The organism is Pseudomonas sp. PDM27 (assembly GCF_019219205.1).
GTDB classification, from domain to species: domain Bacteria; phylum Pseudomonadota; class Gammaproteobacteria; order Pseudomonadales; family Pseudomonadaceae; genus Aquipseudomonas; species Aquipseudomonas laurylsulfatiphila.
Window position 1 is genome coordinate 56,450 of the sequence record NZ_JAHUWF010000005.1, and the last position, 18,674, is coordinate 75,123.

General features: G+C 61.2%; 15 protein-coding genes. 11 read left to right on the forward strand and 4 right to left on the reverse strand.

Features of this window, described 5'->3' with window-relative positions:
- Window positions 1-26 precede the first annotated feature (26 nt).
- From speA to KW838_RS12520, 4 genes are all read right to left on the reverse strand, one after another.
- A complete protein-coding gene (gene speA, locus KW838_RS12505; protein WP_102700473.1) occupies window positions 27-1,940 on the reverse strand; it encodes an arginine decarboxylase in 1,914 nt (637 codons plus the stop codon).
- 219 nt (window positions 1,941-2,159) lie between these two features.
- Window positions 2,160-2,531, reverse strand: coding sequence for a translation initiation factor Sui1 (locus KW838_RS12510; RefSeq protein WP_102700472.1), 372 nt, complete (start codon window positions 2,529-2,531; stop codon window positions 2,160-2,162).
- Window positions 2,532-2,829: 298 nt separating this feature from the next.
- Window positions 2,830-3,387 carry an NUDIX hydrolase gene (locus tag KW838_RS12515; protein ID WP_102700471.1) on the reverse strand — a complete coding sequence of 186 codons (558 nt, stop codon included), beginning with the start codon at window positions 3,385-3,387 and terminating at the stop codon, window positions 2,830-2,832.
- A gap of 3 nt (window positions 3,388-3,390) precedes the next feature.
- On the reverse strand, window positions 3,391-4,458 hold the full coding sequence (locus KW838_RS12520; protein WP_218501236.1) for a DUF2333 family protein: 1,068 nt from the start codon (window positions 4,456-4,458) through the stop codon (window positions 3,391-3,393).
- Between the two features lie 483 nt (window positions 4,459-4,941).
- Between KW838_RS12520 and gcbA the strand changes: the two genes are divergently transcribed.
- From gcbA to purH, 11 genes are all read left to right on the forward strand, one after another.
- Window positions 4,942-6,612, forward strand: coding sequence for a diguanylate cyclase GcbA (gene gcbA / locus KW838_RS12525; protein WP_102700469.1), 1,671 nt, complete (start codon window positions 4,942-4,944; stop codon window positions 6,610-6,612).
- A gap of 955 nt (window positions 6,613-7,567) precedes the next feature.
- The gene (locus KW838_RS29895; protein ID WP_371317839.1) at window positions 7,568-8,611 is read left to right on the forward strand and encodes a methyl-accepting chemotaxis protein; all 1,044 of its coding nucleotides are present in this window, start codon (window positions 7,568-7,570) and stop codon (window positions 8,609-8,611) included.
- Window positions 8,612-8,783: 172 nt separating this feature from the next.
- A complete protein-coding gene (locus KW838_RS12535; RefSeq protein WP_218501238.1) occupies window positions 8,784-10,529 on the forward strand; it encodes a protein-disulfide reductase DsbD in 1,746 nt (581 codons plus the stop codon).
- Window positions 10,530-10,661: 132 nt separating this feature from the next.
- Window positions 10,662-11,117, forward strand: coding sequence for a type II 3-dehydroquinate dehydratase (aroQ, locus tag KW838_RS12540; RefSeq protein ID WP_007971361.1), 456 nt, complete (start codon window positions 10,662-10,664; stop codon window positions 11,115-11,117).
- A gap of 24 nt (window positions 11,118-11,141) precedes the next feature.
- On the forward strand, window positions 11,142-11,606 hold the full coding sequence (gene accB, locus KW838_RS12545; RefSeq protein WP_007971363.1) for an acetyl-CoA carboxylase biotin carboxyl carrier protein: 465 nt from the start codon (window positions 11,142-11,144) through the stop codon (window positions 11,604-11,606).
- Window positions 11,607-11,623: 17 nt separating this feature from the next.
- Window positions 11,624-12,982, forward strand: coding sequence for an acetyl-CoA carboxylase biotin carboxylase subunit (accC, locus tag KW838_RS12550; RefSeq protein ID WP_095964765.1), 1,359 nt, complete (start codon window positions 11,624-11,626; stop codon window positions 12,980-12,982).
- Between the two features lie 273 nt (window positions 12,983-13,255).
- Window positions 13,256-14,134, forward strand: coding sequence for a 50S ribosomal protein L11 methyltransferase (prmA, locus tag KW838_RS12555; protein ID WP_218501239.1), 879 nt, complete (start codon window positions 13,256-13,258; stop codon window positions 14,132-14,134).
- Window positions 14,135-14,164: 30 nt separating this feature from the next.
- Window positions 14,165-15,418, forward strand: a complete 1,254-nt coding sequence (locus KW838_RS12560) for a DUF3426 domain-containing protein (RefSeq protein WP_102700465.1) — start codon at window positions 14,165-14,167, stop codon at window positions 15,416-15,418.
- Window positions 15,419-15,602: 184 nt separating this feature from the next.
- Window positions 15,603-16,613 (forward strand): tRNA dihydrouridine synthase DusB, encoded by a 1,011-nt coding sequence (gene dusB, locus KW838_RS12565; protein WP_007971370.1) that lies wholly within the window; start codon window positions 15,603-15,605, stop codon window positions 16,611-16,613.
- Complete coding sequence (fis, locus tag KW838_RS12570; protein ID WP_015093301.1) at window positions 16,610-16,930, forward strand: DNA-binding transcriptional regulator Fis; 321 nt, start codon at window positions 16,610-16,612, stop codon at window positions 16,928-16,930. The genes dusB and fis overlap by 4 nt, the downstream gene beginning before the upstream one ends.
- Window positions 16,931-17,012: 82 nt before the next feature.
- Entirely contained in the window at window positions 17,013-18,620 is a 1,608-nt protein-coding gene (gene purH, locus KW838_RS12575; RefSeq protein ID WP_015093300.1) for a bifunctional phosphoribosylaminoimidazolecarboxamide formyltransferase/IMP cyclohydrolase, read from the forward strand.
- The last annotated feature ends 54 nt before the right edge of the window (window positions 18,621-18,674 follow it).

Here is an 18,674-nt window from a genome sequence, read left to right on the forward strand (position 1 = left end):
ACAACCTGATGAGCGTGGCGCTTACCTCAGGAAGACAGGTAAGACGAACGGGTCAGCCCCAGACGCAAGGCATCGAGGAACTGCGTGCGCTCGGTTGCGCTGATGCGGGCACTGGCGCACTTGTCGCGGTAGTGAGTCATCAACTCCTCCGGCGACAAGTGCACGTAACGCAGCATGTCTTCGATGGTGTCGTGGGTTTCAATACCGGCGTGGTACACGCTGCCGTCGGCGTTCTGGTAGATGTTCACCGAGTCGGTGTCACCGAACAGGTTGTGCATGTCGCCAAGAATTTCCTGGTAGGCACCGACCAGGAACACACCCAGCAAGTAGTCTTCACCTTCGTTCAGCGCGTGCACCGGCAAACTGGTTTCGATGCTCTGCTCATCGACGTACTGGTTGATCTTGCCGTCGGAGTCACAGGTCAGGTCTTGCAGCACTGCACGACGCAGCGGCTCTTCGTCGAGACGGTGCAGCGGTATGATCGGCAGGACCTGATCGATGGCCCAAGTGTCCGGCAGGCTCTGGAACACCGAGAAGTTGCAGATGTACTTGTCGGCCAGTTTGTCGTTGAGTTCGTCCAGCACCTGACGGTGGGAACGCTGGCGCGCCTTCAGCGAGTTATGCAGGCGACGGCACACCGCGAAGTAGCACTGCTCGGCCAGGGCTTTCTCGGCCAGGGTCAGCTTGCCGTCGGCGTACTGGGCCGCAACATCGCTCATGTAGTGCGTGGCGCGCCAGTAGGTTTCCGTGACCATCTCGATGTCGGTCGGGCCGAGCAGATCGACCAGCCACTGCACGGTTTCCGGCAGCGCTTCCTTGTTCTCGATCTGCGGCACGTCGTCGTTGTGTTTCTCGACATCGGTCACCTGGATCACCAGCATGGCGTGGTGCGCGGTCAGGGAACGGCCGCTTTCGGAGAAGATGTTCGGGTGCGGCAGGCTCTGCGCATCGCAGAACTCCTTGAGCATCCCGACCACGACGCCGGCGTAATCGTCCATGTCGTAGTTGATCGAACTGGCGTTACGCGAGTGCGTGCCGTCGTAGTCCACGCCCAGGCCGCCACCGACATCGATGTGGTCCACCGGCAGGCCGAGGTTGCGCAACTCGCCGTAGTAACGGATCGCTTCCTTGAAGCCGTGCTGGTAGTCCGCCAGGTTGGCGATCTGCGAGCCCATGTGGAAGTGCAACAGGCGAATGCCCTGGTCCAGGCCGGCCGCGCGGAAACGCTCGACCACCGACAGCAGTTGCGCCGCCGACAGGCCGAACTTGGATTTCTCGCCGCCAGTGTCTGCCCACTTGCTCGACGCCAGGGACGACAGGCGCACGCGCAGGCCGACCTGAGGCTTGACCTTGAGCGAGGCCGCTTCTTCGATCACCAGGCCGACTTCGGATTCTTTCTCGATCACGATGAACACGTTGTGGCCGAGCTTCTGGCCCATCAGCGCCAGGCGAATGAACTCGCGGTCCTTGTAGCCGTTGCAGACGATGGTGCCGCCCTTCGGCGCCAGTGCCAGCACCGCCAGCAGCTCTGGCTTGGACCCGGCTTCCAGACCGATGGAAACGTTCTGGGTGGCGATGATGTTTTCGATCACCGCTTCCTGCTGGTTCACCTTGATCGGATACAGCGCGGTGTACTTGCTCTGGTATTCCAGACGCTCGATGTTGGCATCGAACGCGCCCGTCAGCTGACGCACGCGGTCTTGCAGAATGTCCGGGAAACGGACCAGCAACGGCAAGGACAGGCCGCTTTTGCGCAGCTGGTCGACTTGCTCGAACAGGTCGATAGGCGAGCTGCTCGGACCGTTCGGACGAACTTCGACGCGACCGGCGTCATTGATCGCGAAATACCCGGCCCCCCAATGGCGAATCCCGTAAACACTGCGGCTGTCCGCAACTGTCCATTGGCTGCCATCGTCTTTGCGTGTGCGTCGTACGGACATCGAAGTCCCCTATAAAGAAGTCATAGTGCGTCGCCTGGGTTCAGGCCGGCGCAGTCTAAAGAATGAAAATGACGGTTCGTCAACGAGGCAATAGACCCCGCCGACCGCAGTGAGTTTAGAAACCGGTCATGAACAGGCTCTGTGAAAACCATGTGGACGGCGCCAGGCCTGAATGCCATCAGGACCGGATCAAGCCGAGGGTGGTTTTCACAGAGGCTGCTAGCCGCCGGACTTCTTCGCCTTGAAACCGAGCTTGATCAGTTCTGCCAAGAGTAGCTCGACATGATCGCCCTGGATTTCGATGACACCGTCTTTCAACGCCCCACCGGTTCCGCAACGCTTCTTCAACGTCGTGGCCAGTTCCTTGAGCGCCTCTTCAGCCAATGGCACGCCAGTGATGGTGGTCACCGTCTTGCCGCCACGGCCCTTGCTTTCGCGACGCACGCGCGCAATGCCGTCGCCGGCCGGGATAACGGTCTGTTTGCAGATGCAGGCGTCCACCGGTTTACTGCATTCCGGGCAATGACGACCTGCGTCGGTGGAAAATACCAGGCCGCCCAAGGCGGCGAAGGATGCGGCTTTTTTGGCCACCGGCAATCCTCTTCGGAGGACAAAGACTGGTCGCAGCACTTGGGAAGGCTATCGACCGCGAAGCCCCACTCAGGCAGGGGCAGCGCTACTGAAACGGTACAACATTCACTTCACTGTTGGAGCGAGCTTGCTCGCGATGAACTCAAAGGCGACGCGTTCATTCTGGATGCCCGCGTTATCGTTGACGTCCATCGCGAGCAGGCTCGTTCCTACAGTTACAGCAATACCGGTTCAGTTTAAAAAGGTCGCGCAGTGTAACGGCAAAAACGCCGATTGCTAAGAGCCAATCGGCGCCAATTTATAGCTGTTTTGCGACGTTGCTTTGTTGAGCCTTCAGATAGCGCTTCAACGCCGCCAGAGAGTCCGGGCAGTAAGGCTTTTGCTCGATCTCCAGCATGACCTGATCGATGGGGATAAAGCGTGCTTCGAGCACCTCTTCCGGTTGCAGGGTCAACGGGCCGTCCCACACCGCCGAGAACGCCGAGCACCACAGGCGATTGCCCGTGTCCTCGAAGAAGAAATGGTCATGGGCGGTCAGCTCCACGCCACTCACGCCCAGTTCCTCTTCCAGTTCCCGGGCCGCCGATTCGGCGTAGGTTTCACTGGCGAGCACCATGCCCCCCGCCGCCACGTCCCAGTAACCGGGATAGATCGCCTTGCTCAGGGTGCGGCGATGCACGCATAGCTCGCCAGCGGAATTGAACAACATGATGTAGGTACCGCGTCCAATCAGCCCGCGCTCGCGCAAATCGGAACGGACCAGGGCGCCCAGCAGGTTGTCCTGCTCGTCTACCCAGGCGATCTGTTCGGCATCGGAAGCCGCACGGTGTGCGGCTTCCCTGGTGTTTTCGACCATGACTCAGCCCTGATTGAGCAGTTGACGCAAATCGATCACCGCGGCGTTGGCCCGGGAAATGTAGTTGGCCATGACCAGCGAGTGGTTGGCCAGTACGCCGAAGCCACTGCCGTTAAGGATCATTGGGCTCCATACCGGCTCCTGCGAGGCTTCCAGCTCACGAATGATCTGGCGCACGCTGACCGTGGCGTTTTTCTTGGCCAGCACATCGGCGAAGTCGACTTCGATGGCGCGCAACAGGTGCGACAACGCCCAGGCCTGGCCGCGGGCTTCGTAGAACACGTTGTCGATCTGCATCCACGGCGTCTCGACGATTTCCTCGTCGACCTGCGGCACTTGGCCCGGTGCCACGACTTCGGTTTTCAATGCGGTATTGAGCTTGACCCGACCCACACTGGCCGACAGCCGTTGCGACAGCGAACCCAGGCGGGTACCGACATCACCCAGCCAGTTGTTCAGGTTGTCGGCACGGGCATAGAACAGCGCGCTCTTCTGGTTCGGATCGGACAGGCGCGCCTGATAGCGACTCAGGGAGTTGATGCCTTCCTGGTACTCGGACTCACTGGACGGCAGCACCCAGCTCTTGTTGTCGAAGTTGAAACGCGGCTCGGCCTTGGCCAGGTCGGCGTCTTCGGCGGACTGCGACTGCGAACGGGCGAAGTCTTTGCGCAACGCCCGGCTCAGGTCGCGGACCTGCACCAGCACGCCGTATTCCCAGCTCGGCATGTTGTCCATCCACAGGCCTGGCGGGAAACGGTCGTTGGATATATAGCCGCCCGGCTTGGTCAGCAAGGTCCCGGCGACGGTCTTGAGGGTTTCCACCGTGGTGTAGCCGACGACCATCTGCTTGCCTTCTTTCTCGGCCGCCAGTTGTGCGGTCTGCTGGACCGGGAAGAGCGCCGGCTCCTGGCTCCAGTACCAGCCCAGGACACTCGCCACCAACAGGTAGATGCCCAGCAGAGTGGCCAGCGCCCGGCTGAACAACAGACCGCCAAGGTAACTGCGGGTCTCCGACTTCGGTTCAGCGGCACGTTCAGGCGCACTGCCTGTGCGGTTCTTCCAGTCCAGCATGGCGATATCCTTTCAATCTCTTGAGTTCAACGGTTCGACCACAACCATACAACAACGTGCCTTGGCCCGGCACCCGCCATTGCACCGATGGGGAAAATTACCGGGCTTGTGGATGAAAAATGTTCCTGGCCTCCCGACGACGCTACGACCTTCAGAATCCGGCTAATGCCCTGGACTGCCGCCTAAGGGAATCCCCTACCCCTGAAACCGAAAAAACCGGGCCACTGTGCACTGGCTGGAAAATCATGAATCTCCAAATGCCAGTCACACTCCAATGGCCATCCCACGCCCGCCAAGTGCCCTGAATAAAGCCCTTCACCCCCGCACTCCGCGACTTTAAAGGCTAGAACCAGACTGACCGGTCACAAACTGAATGTGGTCGCATTACAGATTATTGACGTACAGCGCTCATGTAATGGAAAAGTGGTGCTAGCATAGAGCCACCAGTCGACCTCAGTGTGCACCCTAACTAGTAGTCAGGATATGACCGAGCCAGAAGACCCCAGCCGCGAGCGCCTCAAGCACCACTTTGCCCAGCGGGTAATTCATCAGGCTCGTCAGATTCTTGAGATATGGCAGCGCCTGCAACGCAGCGAGTGGTCCACCGCCGACCTGTCGGAACTGAGCGAGGCCAATCTGCGCCTGCTGCGTTTCGCCGAGCGCTTCGAGCAACCGGAACACACGCAACTGGCACGTCATATCGGTCAATCCCTGGAGGCGGTCGACGCCAACCGCGGACGCCTGAGCAGCGGTCTGATCACCGACCTCAATCGCTTGATGCAGCGCCTGTCACGCACCGGCTTGCGCCATGGCGACCAACTCGATCAAACCTTCCTGCCGCCACTGCGCAAGCCCATCTATGTGATGCTGCAGGATCACGACCGCGCCGAGCGCCTGGCCAAACAACTGGAATTCTTCGGGCTCAGCGCCCAGTCCCTGGACAGCGTAGACGCGTTTCGCTCGTCGATGGTCGAGCGCTTGCCCGCGGCGATTGTCATGGACGTGGACTTCAGCGGCCCCGGCGTCGGCCTGAAGCTGGCCGCCGAAGCCCAGGAAGGCCTGGATCATCGCTTGCCGCTGCTGTTCTTCAGCCTGCACGAAACCGACACACCGACCCGCCTCGCCGCCGTGCGTGCCGGAGGCCAGGAGTTCCTCACCGGCACCCTCGAAGCGTCGAGCCTGCTGGAGAAAATCGAAGTCCTGACCTGCGTCGCCCAGTACGAACCTTATAAAGTGTTGATCATCGACGACTCCCGCGCCCAGGCCCTGCACACCGAGCGCCTGCTCAACAGTGCCGGGATCGTCACCCGGACGTTGATCGAGCCGATCCAGGCCATGGCCGAACTGGCGGACTTCCAGCCAGACCTGATCATCCTCGACATGTACATGCCGGCCTGCACCGGTACGGAACTGGCCAAGGTGATCCGTCACAACGACCGTTATGTCAGCGTGCCGATCATTTACCTGTCGGCCGAAGACGACCTGGACAAGCAACTCGACGCCATGAGCGAGGGCGGCGATGACTTCCTGACCAAACCGATCAAGCCCCGGCACCTGATCACCACCGTGCGCAACCGTGCAGCAAGGGCCCGCAACCTCAAGGCACGGATGGTTCGCGACAGCCTCACCGGCCTGTACAACCACACGCACATCCTGCAATTGCTCGAAGACTGCTCGTTCCGCGCCCGCCGCGAGAACAAGCCGCTGAGCTTTGCCATGCTCGACATCGACCATTTCAAACGGGTCAACGACAGCCATGGCCACCCCATGGGCGACCGGGTGATCAAGAGCTTGGCGCTGTTTCTCAAGCAACGCCTGCGCAAGACCGACTTCATCGGCCGCTACGGTGGCGAAGAGTTCGCCATCGTCATGCCGGACACCGATATCGAAGCGGCCTACAACGTGCTCGATGAAATCCGCCAGCGTTTTGCCGAGATTCACTACCCCGCTCAACCCCAGGACCTGTGGTGCACCTTCAGCGCCGGGGTGGTGGAGTTATGCGAAAGCTCTGACAGCCTGATGATGGCCAGCCTGGCAGACGAGGCGCTGTACCGTGCCAAGGGCGGCGGACGCAATCGCGTACAGGCCGCTCGCACATCAAAGCAAAGTGCCACTTTTTCATCGGAATCGACCGATACAGTCATAACCCTGTAACAGAAACGCAATAACTTCAGGCGCTTACCATTTCTGCCGTTGGTAGTCCTTAATGCGCCTGAAGCTGCTGACCAATCTCAATACCCTCCTATTGGTGGCCGTGTGCGTGGCCCTCGGCGCCACGCTGTGGTGGTCGCAAAAAGCCCTTGAGCGTCCGTACCTACTCATGGAGCGCTACCTGGGCCTGTCGCAGCAGTTTCAGCATGAAGTCGCCCGCTGCATCGAGGATTACCTTGGCAGCGGCGATGCCCTGCGCCTGAGCAGTGCCGCCCAAGGTATCGACAGCCTGCAAAAACAACTCGGCGAATTGCCACCCGCCCTGGCCGAGACTTTGCGCCCGAGCCTGTCGACCCTTGAAGAGTTCAGCAAAACCGACCTGCTGGCAGCCGGCAAACTGGCCGGCGATCCGCAGGCCCTGCTGTTGCAGGCCGAACGGGAATTGGGCGCCAATCTCGATCAGCTCAGCCAGTACGCCAGTGGCAATGCCGCCTATCTGACACCGCTGCTCAGCGCCTCGCAGCACCTGGGCAAATTGTCCCTGGCGCGGGAAAAGCTGGTCAGCAGTGGCCGCAGCGAGCTGGCTGCCGACGTCGAGCGCGAAGTGACCAACATTCGCACCCAGGCGGAAAAACTCGATGCCCTGCCCTTGCTGGGCGTGACCTCCAGCAGCGAATCGAACACCGATGATTTCGCCGCGATGATGGGCCTTGAGAACAAGGAAAAAACCGTCGCCGAAGATGCTGGCGTCGGCCTCAAGCGTGAGCTCAACAGCCTGCTCACCCGCTACCCGGCCGAGCTCGCGCGCACCCGTGATCAAATCGGCAAACGCGCTGACCTGAGCACCGCGACTCACCTGAAAATCGCCGACGTGCAACAGGCCATTGCCGGGTTGGAGCCGGTGGTACGCGCCCAGCACGGGCAGATCCAGGGTGAAGTGCGGCTGATGCAAGGCGTGATGATCGGCTTGATCCTGTTGATCGCGCTGCTGATCGACACCCTGCAGCGCAAACTGGCCCGGACCCTGACCAACCTCGCCCCGGCCCTGTCGACCTGGGCCGAAGGCGACTTCAGCCGCGACATTCAACTGGGCAACACCAACCGCGAATTGCATGACATTGAAGCCTCGCTCAACCGCCTGCGCGCTTATCTGGTGGACCTGGTAGGGACCATTCGCCTCAATGCCGAGCAAGTGGCCGGCAGCAGTCGCACCCTGGCCGACCTGAGCAACGATTTGCATGACGGTGCGCAACATCAGGCCGGCGACACGGCGCTGATCCGCGACTCTCTGAGCGAACTGGAAGCGACCATTCAGCAAGTCGCCGGTGACGCCAGCCAGGCCGCCGACGCCAGCCGCCACGCCGGCCTGGCCGTGGAGCACGGACAGAAAGTCATCGGCCTGAGCCTCACCGGCCTGCATGCGCTGGTGGATGAAGTGCAAGGCAATGCGCAAATGATCGAACACCTGGCCGAGGAGTCGGCCACCATCGGCGGTGTGTTGACGGTGATCCGCTCGATCGCCGACCAGACCAACCTGCTGGCCTTGAACGCTGCCATCGAGGCGGCCCGGGCCGGGGAAATGGGCCGCGGTTTTGCCGTAGTGGCGGAAGAGGTGCGCTCACTGGCGCAACGTACCGCCGGGGCCACGGCAGAAATCCAGACGCTGATCGCCGGGCTGCAAACCGCCGCCCGGCAGTCGGTGGAAGGCATGCGTGCCCAGGTCGAACACGCCGAAGCCACGGCCAGCCAGGCCCAGGCCGCCGATGGCGCGCTGGATAAAATCGTCGGGGCGATCCAGACCATTTCCGACACGGCGGTGCGCATCGCCGATGTCACCGCCCAGCAAAGCGGCGCGGTCAGCGAGATTCGTGATCACAGCGAGCGGATTCATCAGTTGGGTGGGGATAACTTGCTGCGCATTGGCGAAGGGCGTGAGCAAGGGGAAAACCTGCTGGTGTTGGGTGGGCGATTGCACACCGCCGTTCAAGCCTTCCGCGTCTGACAGACCGCCATCGCGAGCAAGCTCGCTCCCACATTTGATCTGTGCACGACACAAATCCCCTGTGGGAGCGAGCTTGCTCGCGATGGCGTCAGAACATTCACAGCAGACTCCTGCTCTGCACGCCTGGTCACTGTCCGCTATCATCCCCCCAATTCCGATACGCGAGATCGTCATGCGCCGTTTGCTCTGCCTGCTGCTTTTAGTATTCGCCCTGCCGGCCAGCGCCACCGGCTTGCTGGAAAATCGTCCCAGCTCGACCCTGGGCTCGATCAACAACAGCGCCGACTTCCTGCCCGTGCGCGAAGCCTTCCAGTTGAGCCTGGTAGAAAGCACACCGCAATCGATCAAGCTGCGCTTCGTCGCCACTGAAGGCTATTACCTCTACCGTCACCGCTTCCAGTTTCGCGCCGATCCGGCCGACGTCGTGCTCGGTGCGGCGAAACTGCCCGATGGCCAGAAAAAACACGATGAGTACTTCGGCGACGTCGAGGTCTACCACGGCATTCTCGACGTCGAACTACCGCGCACCGATCAGCGGGCCTTCACCCTGGCCGTGACGTATCAGGGTTGTGCCGATAAAGGCCTGTGCTATCCGCCGGAGACCGAGCGCCTGAGCATCGACGGCAGCGGCACGGCGCCGACGACATCTCAATGGAGCTGGCGCGAACTGGCCTTGTTTTTCCTCGCGGGCCTGGGCCTGACCTTCACACCCTGCGTGCTGCCCATGCTGCCGATCCTGTCCGGAGTGGTGCTGCGCGGCCAGGTCGGCGGCTGGCGCGGCTTCAATCTGTCGCTGGCCTATGTACTGCCGATGGCCGCGTGCTTTGCCCTGCTCGGTGCGCTGATGGGCCTGTTCGGTGCCCAGCTCAATCTGCAGGCGCGGCTGCAATCGGCTTGGGTGCTGGTGCCCTTTGCGATGTTTTTTGCGCTGTTCGCGTTGGCGATGTTCGGCGTCTTCGAACTGAAACTGCCGCACGCCATCAGCAGTCGCCTGGACCGCATCGCCGGTCGCACCGAAGGCGGGTCACTGTGGGGCGCCGCGGTGTTGGGCGTGGTCTCCAGCTTGCTGGTTTCACCCTGTGTTTCGGCACCACTGGCCGGCGCGTTGCTGTACATCAGCGCCAGTGGCGATGCGCTGGGCGGCAGCCTGAAGCTGTTCATGCTCGGCCTCGGCATGGGGGCACCGCTGTTGCTGGTGGCCACCGGTGGCGCAGCCTGGTTGCCAAAAAGTGGTCCGTGGCTGGTCTACGTGAAAAACGCGATTGGCGTGTTGTTGCTCGGCTTGGCCGTCGGCCTGCTCAGTCGCGTCCTGCCGGGCCAGGTCACCTTGCTGCTGATCGGTTTGCTGGCCGGCGGTGTCGGCCTGTTCATGGGGGCGCTGGAGTTCGTCTATAAACCACCACGCAAACGCCTCGGACAGCTGCTCGGCATGTTCCTGGTGTTTTACGCGCTGGCCTGCTGGTACGGCGCGTTCAGCGGCCAGACCGACCCGTTCAACCCGATCGGCCAGCCCCGTATCGTTGCCAACAGCGGCGCCGCGCAAAACACCAGCGCCTGGCAAACCGTCAGCACGCCAGCCGAACTGGACCGCGCACTCGCCGACGCACGCTCCTCCGGCACACCGCTGCTGCTCGACTGGTACGCCGACTGGTGCATCAGCTGCAAAGTCATCGAGCGTGAGGTGCTGGACGACCCTGTCGTCATCGAACGCCTCAAGGGTTACCGGCTGATCCGCTTCGACATCACCGCCAGCAATGCCGAGCAACGCGCCCTGCTCGACCGCTACCAGTTGTTCGGTCCACCGGCCCTTATGTTTTTTGGCAAGGACGGTGTCGAACGCGCCGATGTACGGGTGATCGGCGAGATCAACGCCAGGGACTTCGCCGAACGTGTTACCAGGGCGAATGACCGCATTTAATCAAGCAGTCATATATTTCGCGCAAACATCGGTCATCGTGCTGCCTATTGCAGAGAACTGGACAGTCACAAAGGCTTTGCGGCATAGTCGCCGGGTTCTGACAATTGCTCACAGAAAATAAAGGAACAGCCGATGGCGACCCTACTGGTTCTGCACGGACCCAACCTGAACTTGCTCGGCACTCGTGAACCGGGCACCTACGGCGCCACGACGCTGGCGCAGATCAACCAGGACCTGGAACGCCGTGCCCGCGAAGCCGGTCACCATCTGCTGCACCTGCAAAGCAATGCCGAGTACGAATTGATCGACCGTATTCACGCTGCCCGCAGCGAAGGCGTGGACTTCATTTTGATCAACCCGGCAGCTTTTACACATACAAGTGTCGCATTACGTGACGCGCTGCTGGCGGTGAGCATCCCATTCATCGAAGTGCATTTGTCCAACGTGCACAAACGCGAACCTTTCCGCCATCACTCTTACTTCTCCGACGTAGCGGTGGGAGTGATCTGCGGCCTTGGCGCCAGCGGTTACCGACTGGCCCTGGAGGCCGCCCTGGAACAGCTTGAACAACAAGTTAACCGCCCCTGACCGACCCTTGGGAGTTGATGATTCATGGATATCCGTAAAGTTAAGAAACTGATCGAATTGCTGGAAGAGTCCGGCATCGACGAGCTCGAGATCAAGGAAGGCGAAGAGTCCGTACGCATCAGCCGTCATAGCAAAACCCCGGCTCAGCAGTACTACGCGCCGGCTCCAATGCCTGCTCCGGCTGCCGCGCCTGTCGCTGCCGCCGCTCCGGCTGCCGCTGCTGCTCCTGCTGCCGCCGCCGCACCAGCGCTGAACGGCACCGTTGCCCGTTCGCCGATGGTCGGTACGTTCTACCGCAAGTCTTCGCCAACCTCGCCGTCCTTCGTTGAAGTCGGCCAGACCGTGAAGAAAGGCGACACCCTGTGCATCGTTGAAGCCATGAAGATGATGAACCACATCGAAGCTGAAACCAGCGGTGTGATCGAATCCATCCTCGTCGAAGACGGCCAGCCGGTTGAGTACGACCAACCGCTGTTCACCATCGTTTGAACCGCGGAGAGCCTTTGATGACTGCGAAGTTGGAAAAAGTTCTGATCGCCAACCGCGGTGAGATCGCCCTGCGGATCCTGCGCGCCTGCAAAGAGATGGGCATCAAGACCGTCGCCGTTTACTCCAAGGCTGACAAGGAACTGATGCACCTGGGCCTGGCAGACGAATCCGTCTGCATCGGACCGGCATCGGCCGCCCACTCCTACCTGCACATTCCGGCAATCATTGCCGCAGCCGAAGTGACTGGCGCCACCGCCATTCACCCGGGCTACGGCTTCCTTGCGGAAAACGCCGACTTCGCCGAACAGGTCGAGAAATCCGGCTTCGCGTTCATTGGCCCGAAAGCCGAAACCATTCGCCTGATGGGCGACAAGGTATCGGCCAAGCACGCCATGATCGCTGCTGGCGTACCGACCGTTCCGGGTTCTGACGGCCCGCTGCCGGAAGATGAAGAAACCGCTCTGCGCATTGGTCGCGAAGTGGGTTACCCGGTGATCATCAAGGCCGCTGGCGGCGGCGGTGGTCGCGGTATGCGCGTTGTGCACAAGGAAGAAGACCTGATTTCCTCGGCGAAACTGACCCGCTCCGAAGCAGGCGCGGCGTTCGGCAACCCGATGGTCTATCTGGAAAAATTCCTGACCAACCCACGCCACGTGGAAGTCCAGGTTCTTTCCGACGGCCAGGGCCAGGCTATCCATCTGGGCGACCGCGATTGCTCGCTGCAACGTCGTCACCAGAAGGTTCTTGAAGAAGCGCCGGCACCGGGCATTGACGAAAACGCACGCCAGGAAGTACTCGCACGCTGCGTCAAGGCATGCATCGACATCGGCTACCGTGGCGCAGGCACTTTCGAGTTCCTGTACGAAAACGGTCGTTTCTACTTCATCGAGATGAACACTCGTGTCCAGGTAGAGCACCCGGTTTCGGAAATGGTCACCGGCATCGACATCGTCAAGGAGATGCTCAGCATCGCCGCCGGCAACAAGCTGTCGTTCACCCAGGATGACGTGGTCATCCGCGGTCACGCGCTGGAATGCCGGATCAACGCCGAAGACCCGAAAACCTTCATGCCGAGCCCTGGCACGGTCAAGCATTTCCACGCTCCAGGCGGCAACGGCGTTCGCGTCGACTCGCACCTGTACAGTGGTTATGCCGTTCCGCCGAACTACGATTCGTTGATCGGCAAGCTGATCACCTACGGCGCAACCCGTGACGAAGCCATGGCGCGCATGCGCAATGCGCTGGACGAGATCGTGGTTGACGGGATCAAGACCAACATCCCGCTGCACCGCGACCTGACCCGCGATGAAGGCTTCTGCAAAGGGGGCGTGAACATTCACTACCTCGAGCACAAGCTGGCTGGCGAGAAGCACTAAGCTTCAGCTGGTACACGACAAAGCCGCCTTCGGGCGGCTTTGTTGTATCTGGACATTTCATCAGATAGGTGGCTTTGCACAATCCCTGTGGGAGCGGGCTTGCCCGCGAAGACGTCGGCACATCCAACATCAATGCGACAGACAGCACGCATTCGCGAGCAAGCCCGCTCCCACAGGCACAGCGGACTCCCACAAAACCCGCTCTCTCGCGTAAACTTGCGTCCTTCTCGCAGCCCGCCAGGCTGCAATCAACATTTTTCAAAGGTGCCCGCCATGCCTTGGCTGCAAGTACGTCTCGCCATCAGCCCAGAACAAGCCGAAACCTATGAAGACGCGTTCCTTGAAGTGGGCGCCGTGTCGGTGACCTTCATGGACGCCGAAGACCAGCCGATCTTCGAACCGGAACTCAATACCACGCCACTGTGGTCGCACACGCACCTGCTGGCCCTGTTCGAAGGTGGCACCGAGCCTGGCCCGGTACTGGCCCACCTGGAACTGTTGACCGGCAGTCCGCTGCCTGAACACCACAGCGAAGTCATCGAAGACCAGGATTGGGAACGCAGCTGGATGGACGGCTTCCAGCCGATGCGTTTCGGCCAGCGCCTGTGGATCGTGCCGAGCTGGCACGCCGCGCCGGAACCTGAGGCAGTGAACCTGTTGCTTGATCCGGGCCTGGCGTTCGGCACCGGCACCCACCCGACCACCGCACTGTGCCTGGAATGGCTCGACGGTCAGGACCTGAAGGACTGCAACGTGCTGGACTTCGGCTGCGGTTCGGGGATTCTGGCGATTGCCGCCCTGCTGCTGGGCGCCAAGGAGGCCGTGGGTACCGACATCGACGTGCAGGCGCTGGAAGCGTCCCGCGACAACGCCGGGCGCAATAACATCGCTGATGAGTTGTTCCCACTGTATCTGCCGGAAGATTTGCCGCAGGTTCAGGCCGACGTACTGGTGGCCAATATTCTCGCCGGCCCGCTGGTTTCCCTGGCGCCGCAGCTGTCCGGCCTGGTCAAGTCGGGCGGTCGCCTGGCGCTGTCGGGCATCCTCGCCGAACAAGGCGACGAAGTTGCTGCCGCCTACGCCAAGGACTTCGATCTGGATCCGATCGCCAATCGCGATGGCTGGGTGCGCATCACTGGCCGTCGGCGCTAGAATGGCCGCCTGCATAATCCGGAACGCCGCATGACCGATAGCTTCGTCACTCAGTGCCCGCATTGCCAAACCAGCTTCCGCGTCAGCCATGCCCAATTGAGCGTGGCTCGCGGCGTGGTTCGCTGCGGCTCCTGCCTGCAGGTGTTCAATGCCGCCAGGCAGTTGCTTGAGCAGGCCGGCAAGGAACCACCGGTAGCGGTGCCGTTACCGCCTGTGCAGCCTGCCGAACCCCTCGAGCCATCGGCACCGCGCGCCATCAGCCAAAAGCAATGGAGCGCGACCGAACTGGACCTGGACAGTCTCGACCTCGACGAAGAACTCGCCCGGCTCGAACAGCGGGAAATCCAGCCCGCCACCGAGCTCGGTCGCCATCGCGACGACTCACTGAGCGCCCGCCGCGACAGCACCGGGCAGGATGACGAGGAGCCGTGGTCCGACAGCCTGTTCAGTGAGTCCGCGGCCGATCGTGCGCAAGTCGACGAACCGTTCGACCAACTTGAAACACCTGAGCCGACGATCGAATCGGGCAAAGCCTCGCGCACCGAACCTTCGCTGTCTCTGGAACCGGTCGATCTCGACGACGAACTGCAACCACCCCAGTTGCGCTTGCACGACCCACTCGATGCGCCGCTGCACCACGAACGCCTGTCGGCCGCCGACGAGAACGAACTCGACGACAACCTGCCCTCGGTCGAGCCGCTGCGCAAGCGCCGCGAACGCAGCGAGACGGGCCCGCGTGCCGAAGTGTTGCAAGACCTGACCGACGACCCGCTGCAACTGGACTGGCAAAAACGCCGCTCGCCCTGGGGCCGACGGCTGTTGTGGTTGTTGCTGGTGCTGATTGCCGCTGGCGCGCTCGCCGGCCAGTACATCGCCTACCATTTCGACGAACTGGCGCGACAGGATCAATATCGCCCGTGGTTCCAGCAACTGTGCCCGCAAATCGGCTGCTCCGTGCCCTCCAAGGTCGACATTGCAAAAATCAAAAGCAGCAACCTGGTGGTGCGCAGCCATCCCGAATTCAATGGCGCGCTGGTGGTCGATGCGATCATCTATAACCGCGCAACCTTTTCCCAGCCCTTCCCGCTGCTGGAACTGCGCTTCGCCGACCTCAATGGCCACCTGATCGCCAGTCGCCGCTTCAAGCCCGGCGAGTACCTCAAAGGCGATCTCGAAGGCATGGCGGAAATGCCTCCGCAGACGCCGATCCACATCGCCCTGGACATTCTCGACCCCGGCGCCAAGGCCGTGAACTACAGTCTGAGCTTCCACTCTCCGGAGTGAAACGCTTCATCGCTCCCCGATTGACGTGGGCTTTCTGACTCCCCCTGGCCAACCAAACCACGGGTAATAACAGAATAACTGTTCAGATTTTGTTCAATTCAGCCTTTATCCAGTCATCGAGAGCGGGTATCATGCCAACCCTTTTTCGAACTCTCATGATCCGGCCCCACAACAGGGAAGTCCTATGTCGGCGGTACGCATCGGCCCATACACATTACATAACAGCTTGATTCTCGCCCCCATGGCGGGTGTCACCGACCAGCCCTTTCGTCAGCTGTGCAAGCGATTGGGCGCGGGACTGGTCGTCTCGGAAATGGTCACCAGCGACATGAGTTTGTGGAACACCCGCAAGTCGCGCATGCGCATGATCCACACAGGCGATCCCGAGCCACGCTCGGTACAGATCGCCGGTGGGGACGCGCAGATGCTGGCGGACGCTGCCCGTGCCAATGTTGAAATGGGCGCGCAGATTATTGATATCAACATGGGCTGCCCGGCCAAGAAAGTCTGCAACAAGGCTGCCGGTTCCGCACTGTTGAAGGATGAAACCCTGGTCACCGAGATCCTGCAGGCCGTCGTGGCTGCGGTCGATGTGCCGGTTACCCTGAAGATCCGGACCGGCTGGGACCGGGACAACAAGAACGGTCTGACGGTGGCGAAGATCGCCGAGCAGGCAGGCATTACGGCGCTGGCAGTGCATGGCCGCACCCGTGCCGACCTGTACACCGGTGAAGCCGAGTACGACACCATTGCCGCGATCAAGCAGGCGGTGTCGATTCCGGTCTTCGCCAACGGCGATATCGATTCGCCGGAAAAAGCCCGGTACGTGCTCGACGCGACCGGTGCCGATGGTTTGTTGATTGGCCGGGCTGCCCAGGGGCGGCCATGGATTTTTCGCGAGATCGACCATTTCCTGCGTACCGGCGAGAAACTCCCGGCGCTGGAACTGATCGAGGTGGAACGCATCCTGCTAGAGCATCTGGCTGCCCTGCACGCCTTCTATGGCGATGTCATGGGTGTACGCATTGCTCGAAAGCATGTGGGCTGGTATCTCGCAACCCTGCCGGGCGCCAGGGAGTTTCGCGCCCACTTCAATCGTTTGGATGGTACGGATACACAATGCGCCAACGTTCGGGCGTTTTTCGCCGAGCGTTACAAGAGCCTGACAGGGGACGGAGAGTGGGTGGCCGCATGACGATGATGACCGAGACTTTAGTGAGTGGAACAACACCCGTGAGCGACAACGTGAATTTGAAACAGCACCTCAATACACCGAGCGAAGAGGGCCAGACCCTTCGCGGGAGTGTCGAGAAGGCGCTGCACAATTATTTCGCCCACCTTGAGGGCGCTGCCGTCACTGATGTGTACAACCTGGTGCTCTCCGAAGTCGAGGCTCCCCTGCTCGAGTGCGTGATGAACTACGTCAAGGGCAACCAGACCAAGGCCAGCGAGATGCTCGGACTGAACCGGGGCACGCTGCGCAAGAAACTCAAGCAGTACGATTTGCTGTAAGCATTCAATCAAACCAGAAAGGCGCCCGCGTAAAACCGGTCGCCTTTTTTGCTGACTTCCTTTGCTTTTGATGGAAATTGAGATGACCGACCAGACTACCCGCCTGCCGATCCGCCGCGCCTTGATCAGCGTTTCCGACAAGACCGGGATCCTCGAATTCGCCAAGGAGCTTGAAGCCCTGGGCGTCGAGATCCTCTCCACCGGCGGGACGTTCAAGCTGCTGCAGGACAACGGCGTTGCCGCAGTGGAAGTCGCGGATTACACCGGTTTCGCCGAAATGATGGACGGCCGGGTGAAAACCCTGCACCCGAAAATCCACGGCGGGATCCTCGGTCGTCGCGGTATCGACGACGCGATCATGAACGAACACGGCATCAAGCCGATCGACCTGGTCGCGGTCAACCTGTACCCGTTCGAAGCCACCATCAACAAGCCAGGCTGCGACCTGCCGACCGCCATCGAGAACATCGACATCGGCGGCCCGACCATGGTTCGTTCGGCCGCGAAAAACCATAAAGACGTAGCGATCGTGGTCAATGCCAGCGATTACGCCAGCGTCCTGGAAAACCTCAAGGCCGGCGGCCTGACCTACGCTCAACGCTTCGACCTGATGCTCAAGGCGTTCGAACACACCGCCGCCTACGACGGCATGATCGCCAACTACATGGGTACCGTGAACCAGGCGGCCGACACCCTGAGCACGGAAGGACGCAGCGAATTCCCGCGCACCTTCAACAGCCAGTTCATCAAGGCCCAGGAAATGCGCTACGGCGAGAACCCGCACCAGAGCGCGGCGTTCTACGTGGAAGCCAAGCCTGCCGAAGTCGGCATCGCCACCGCAACCCAGTTGCAAGGCAAGGAACTGTCGTACAACAACGTGGCCGACACCGACGCCGCGCTGGAGTGCGTGAAGAGCTTCGTCAAGCCGGCTTGCGTGATCGTCAAGCACGCCAACCCGTGCGGCGTGGCTGTCAGCCCTGACGCCGAAGGCGGCATCCGCAAGGCCTACGACCTGGCCTACGCCACCGACACCGAATCCGCGTTCGGCGGCATCATCGCCTTCAACCGCGAACTGGACGCCGAGACCGCCAAGGCCATCGTCGAGCGCCAGTTCGTCGAAGTGATCATTGCCCCGAGTGTCAGCGAAGAAGCCCGCGCCATTGTCGCCGCCAAAGCCAACGTACGCCTGCTGGCCTGCGGCGAGTGGTCGGCTGACCGCGCCGCTGCCTGGGACTACAAACGCGTCAACGGTGGCCTGCTGGTACAGAGCCGCGACATCGGCATGATCGGCGCCGACGACCTGAAAGTGGTGACCAAGCGCGCACCGACCGAACAGGAAATCAACGACCTGATCTTCGCCTGGAAAGTCGCCAAGTACGTGAAGTCCAACGCCATCGTCTACGCCAAGAATCGCCAGACCATCGGTGTCGGCGCCGGCCAGATGAGCCGCGTGAACTCGGCGCGCATTGCTGCCATCAAGGCTGAACATGCCGGTTTGCAGGTAGCCGGTTCGGTGATGGCTTCCGACGCATTCTTCCCGTTCCGCGACGGCCTGGACAATGCGGCCAAGGCAGGCGTGACTGCTGTGATCCAGCCAGGTGGCTCGATGCGTGATGCTGAAGTGATTGCTGCGGCCGACGAAGCCGGCATCGCCATGGTCTTCACTGGCATGCGCCACTTCCGTCACTGATACGACGATCAACTGTGGGAGCGGGCTTGCTCGCGAAGACGGCGGCACATTCAA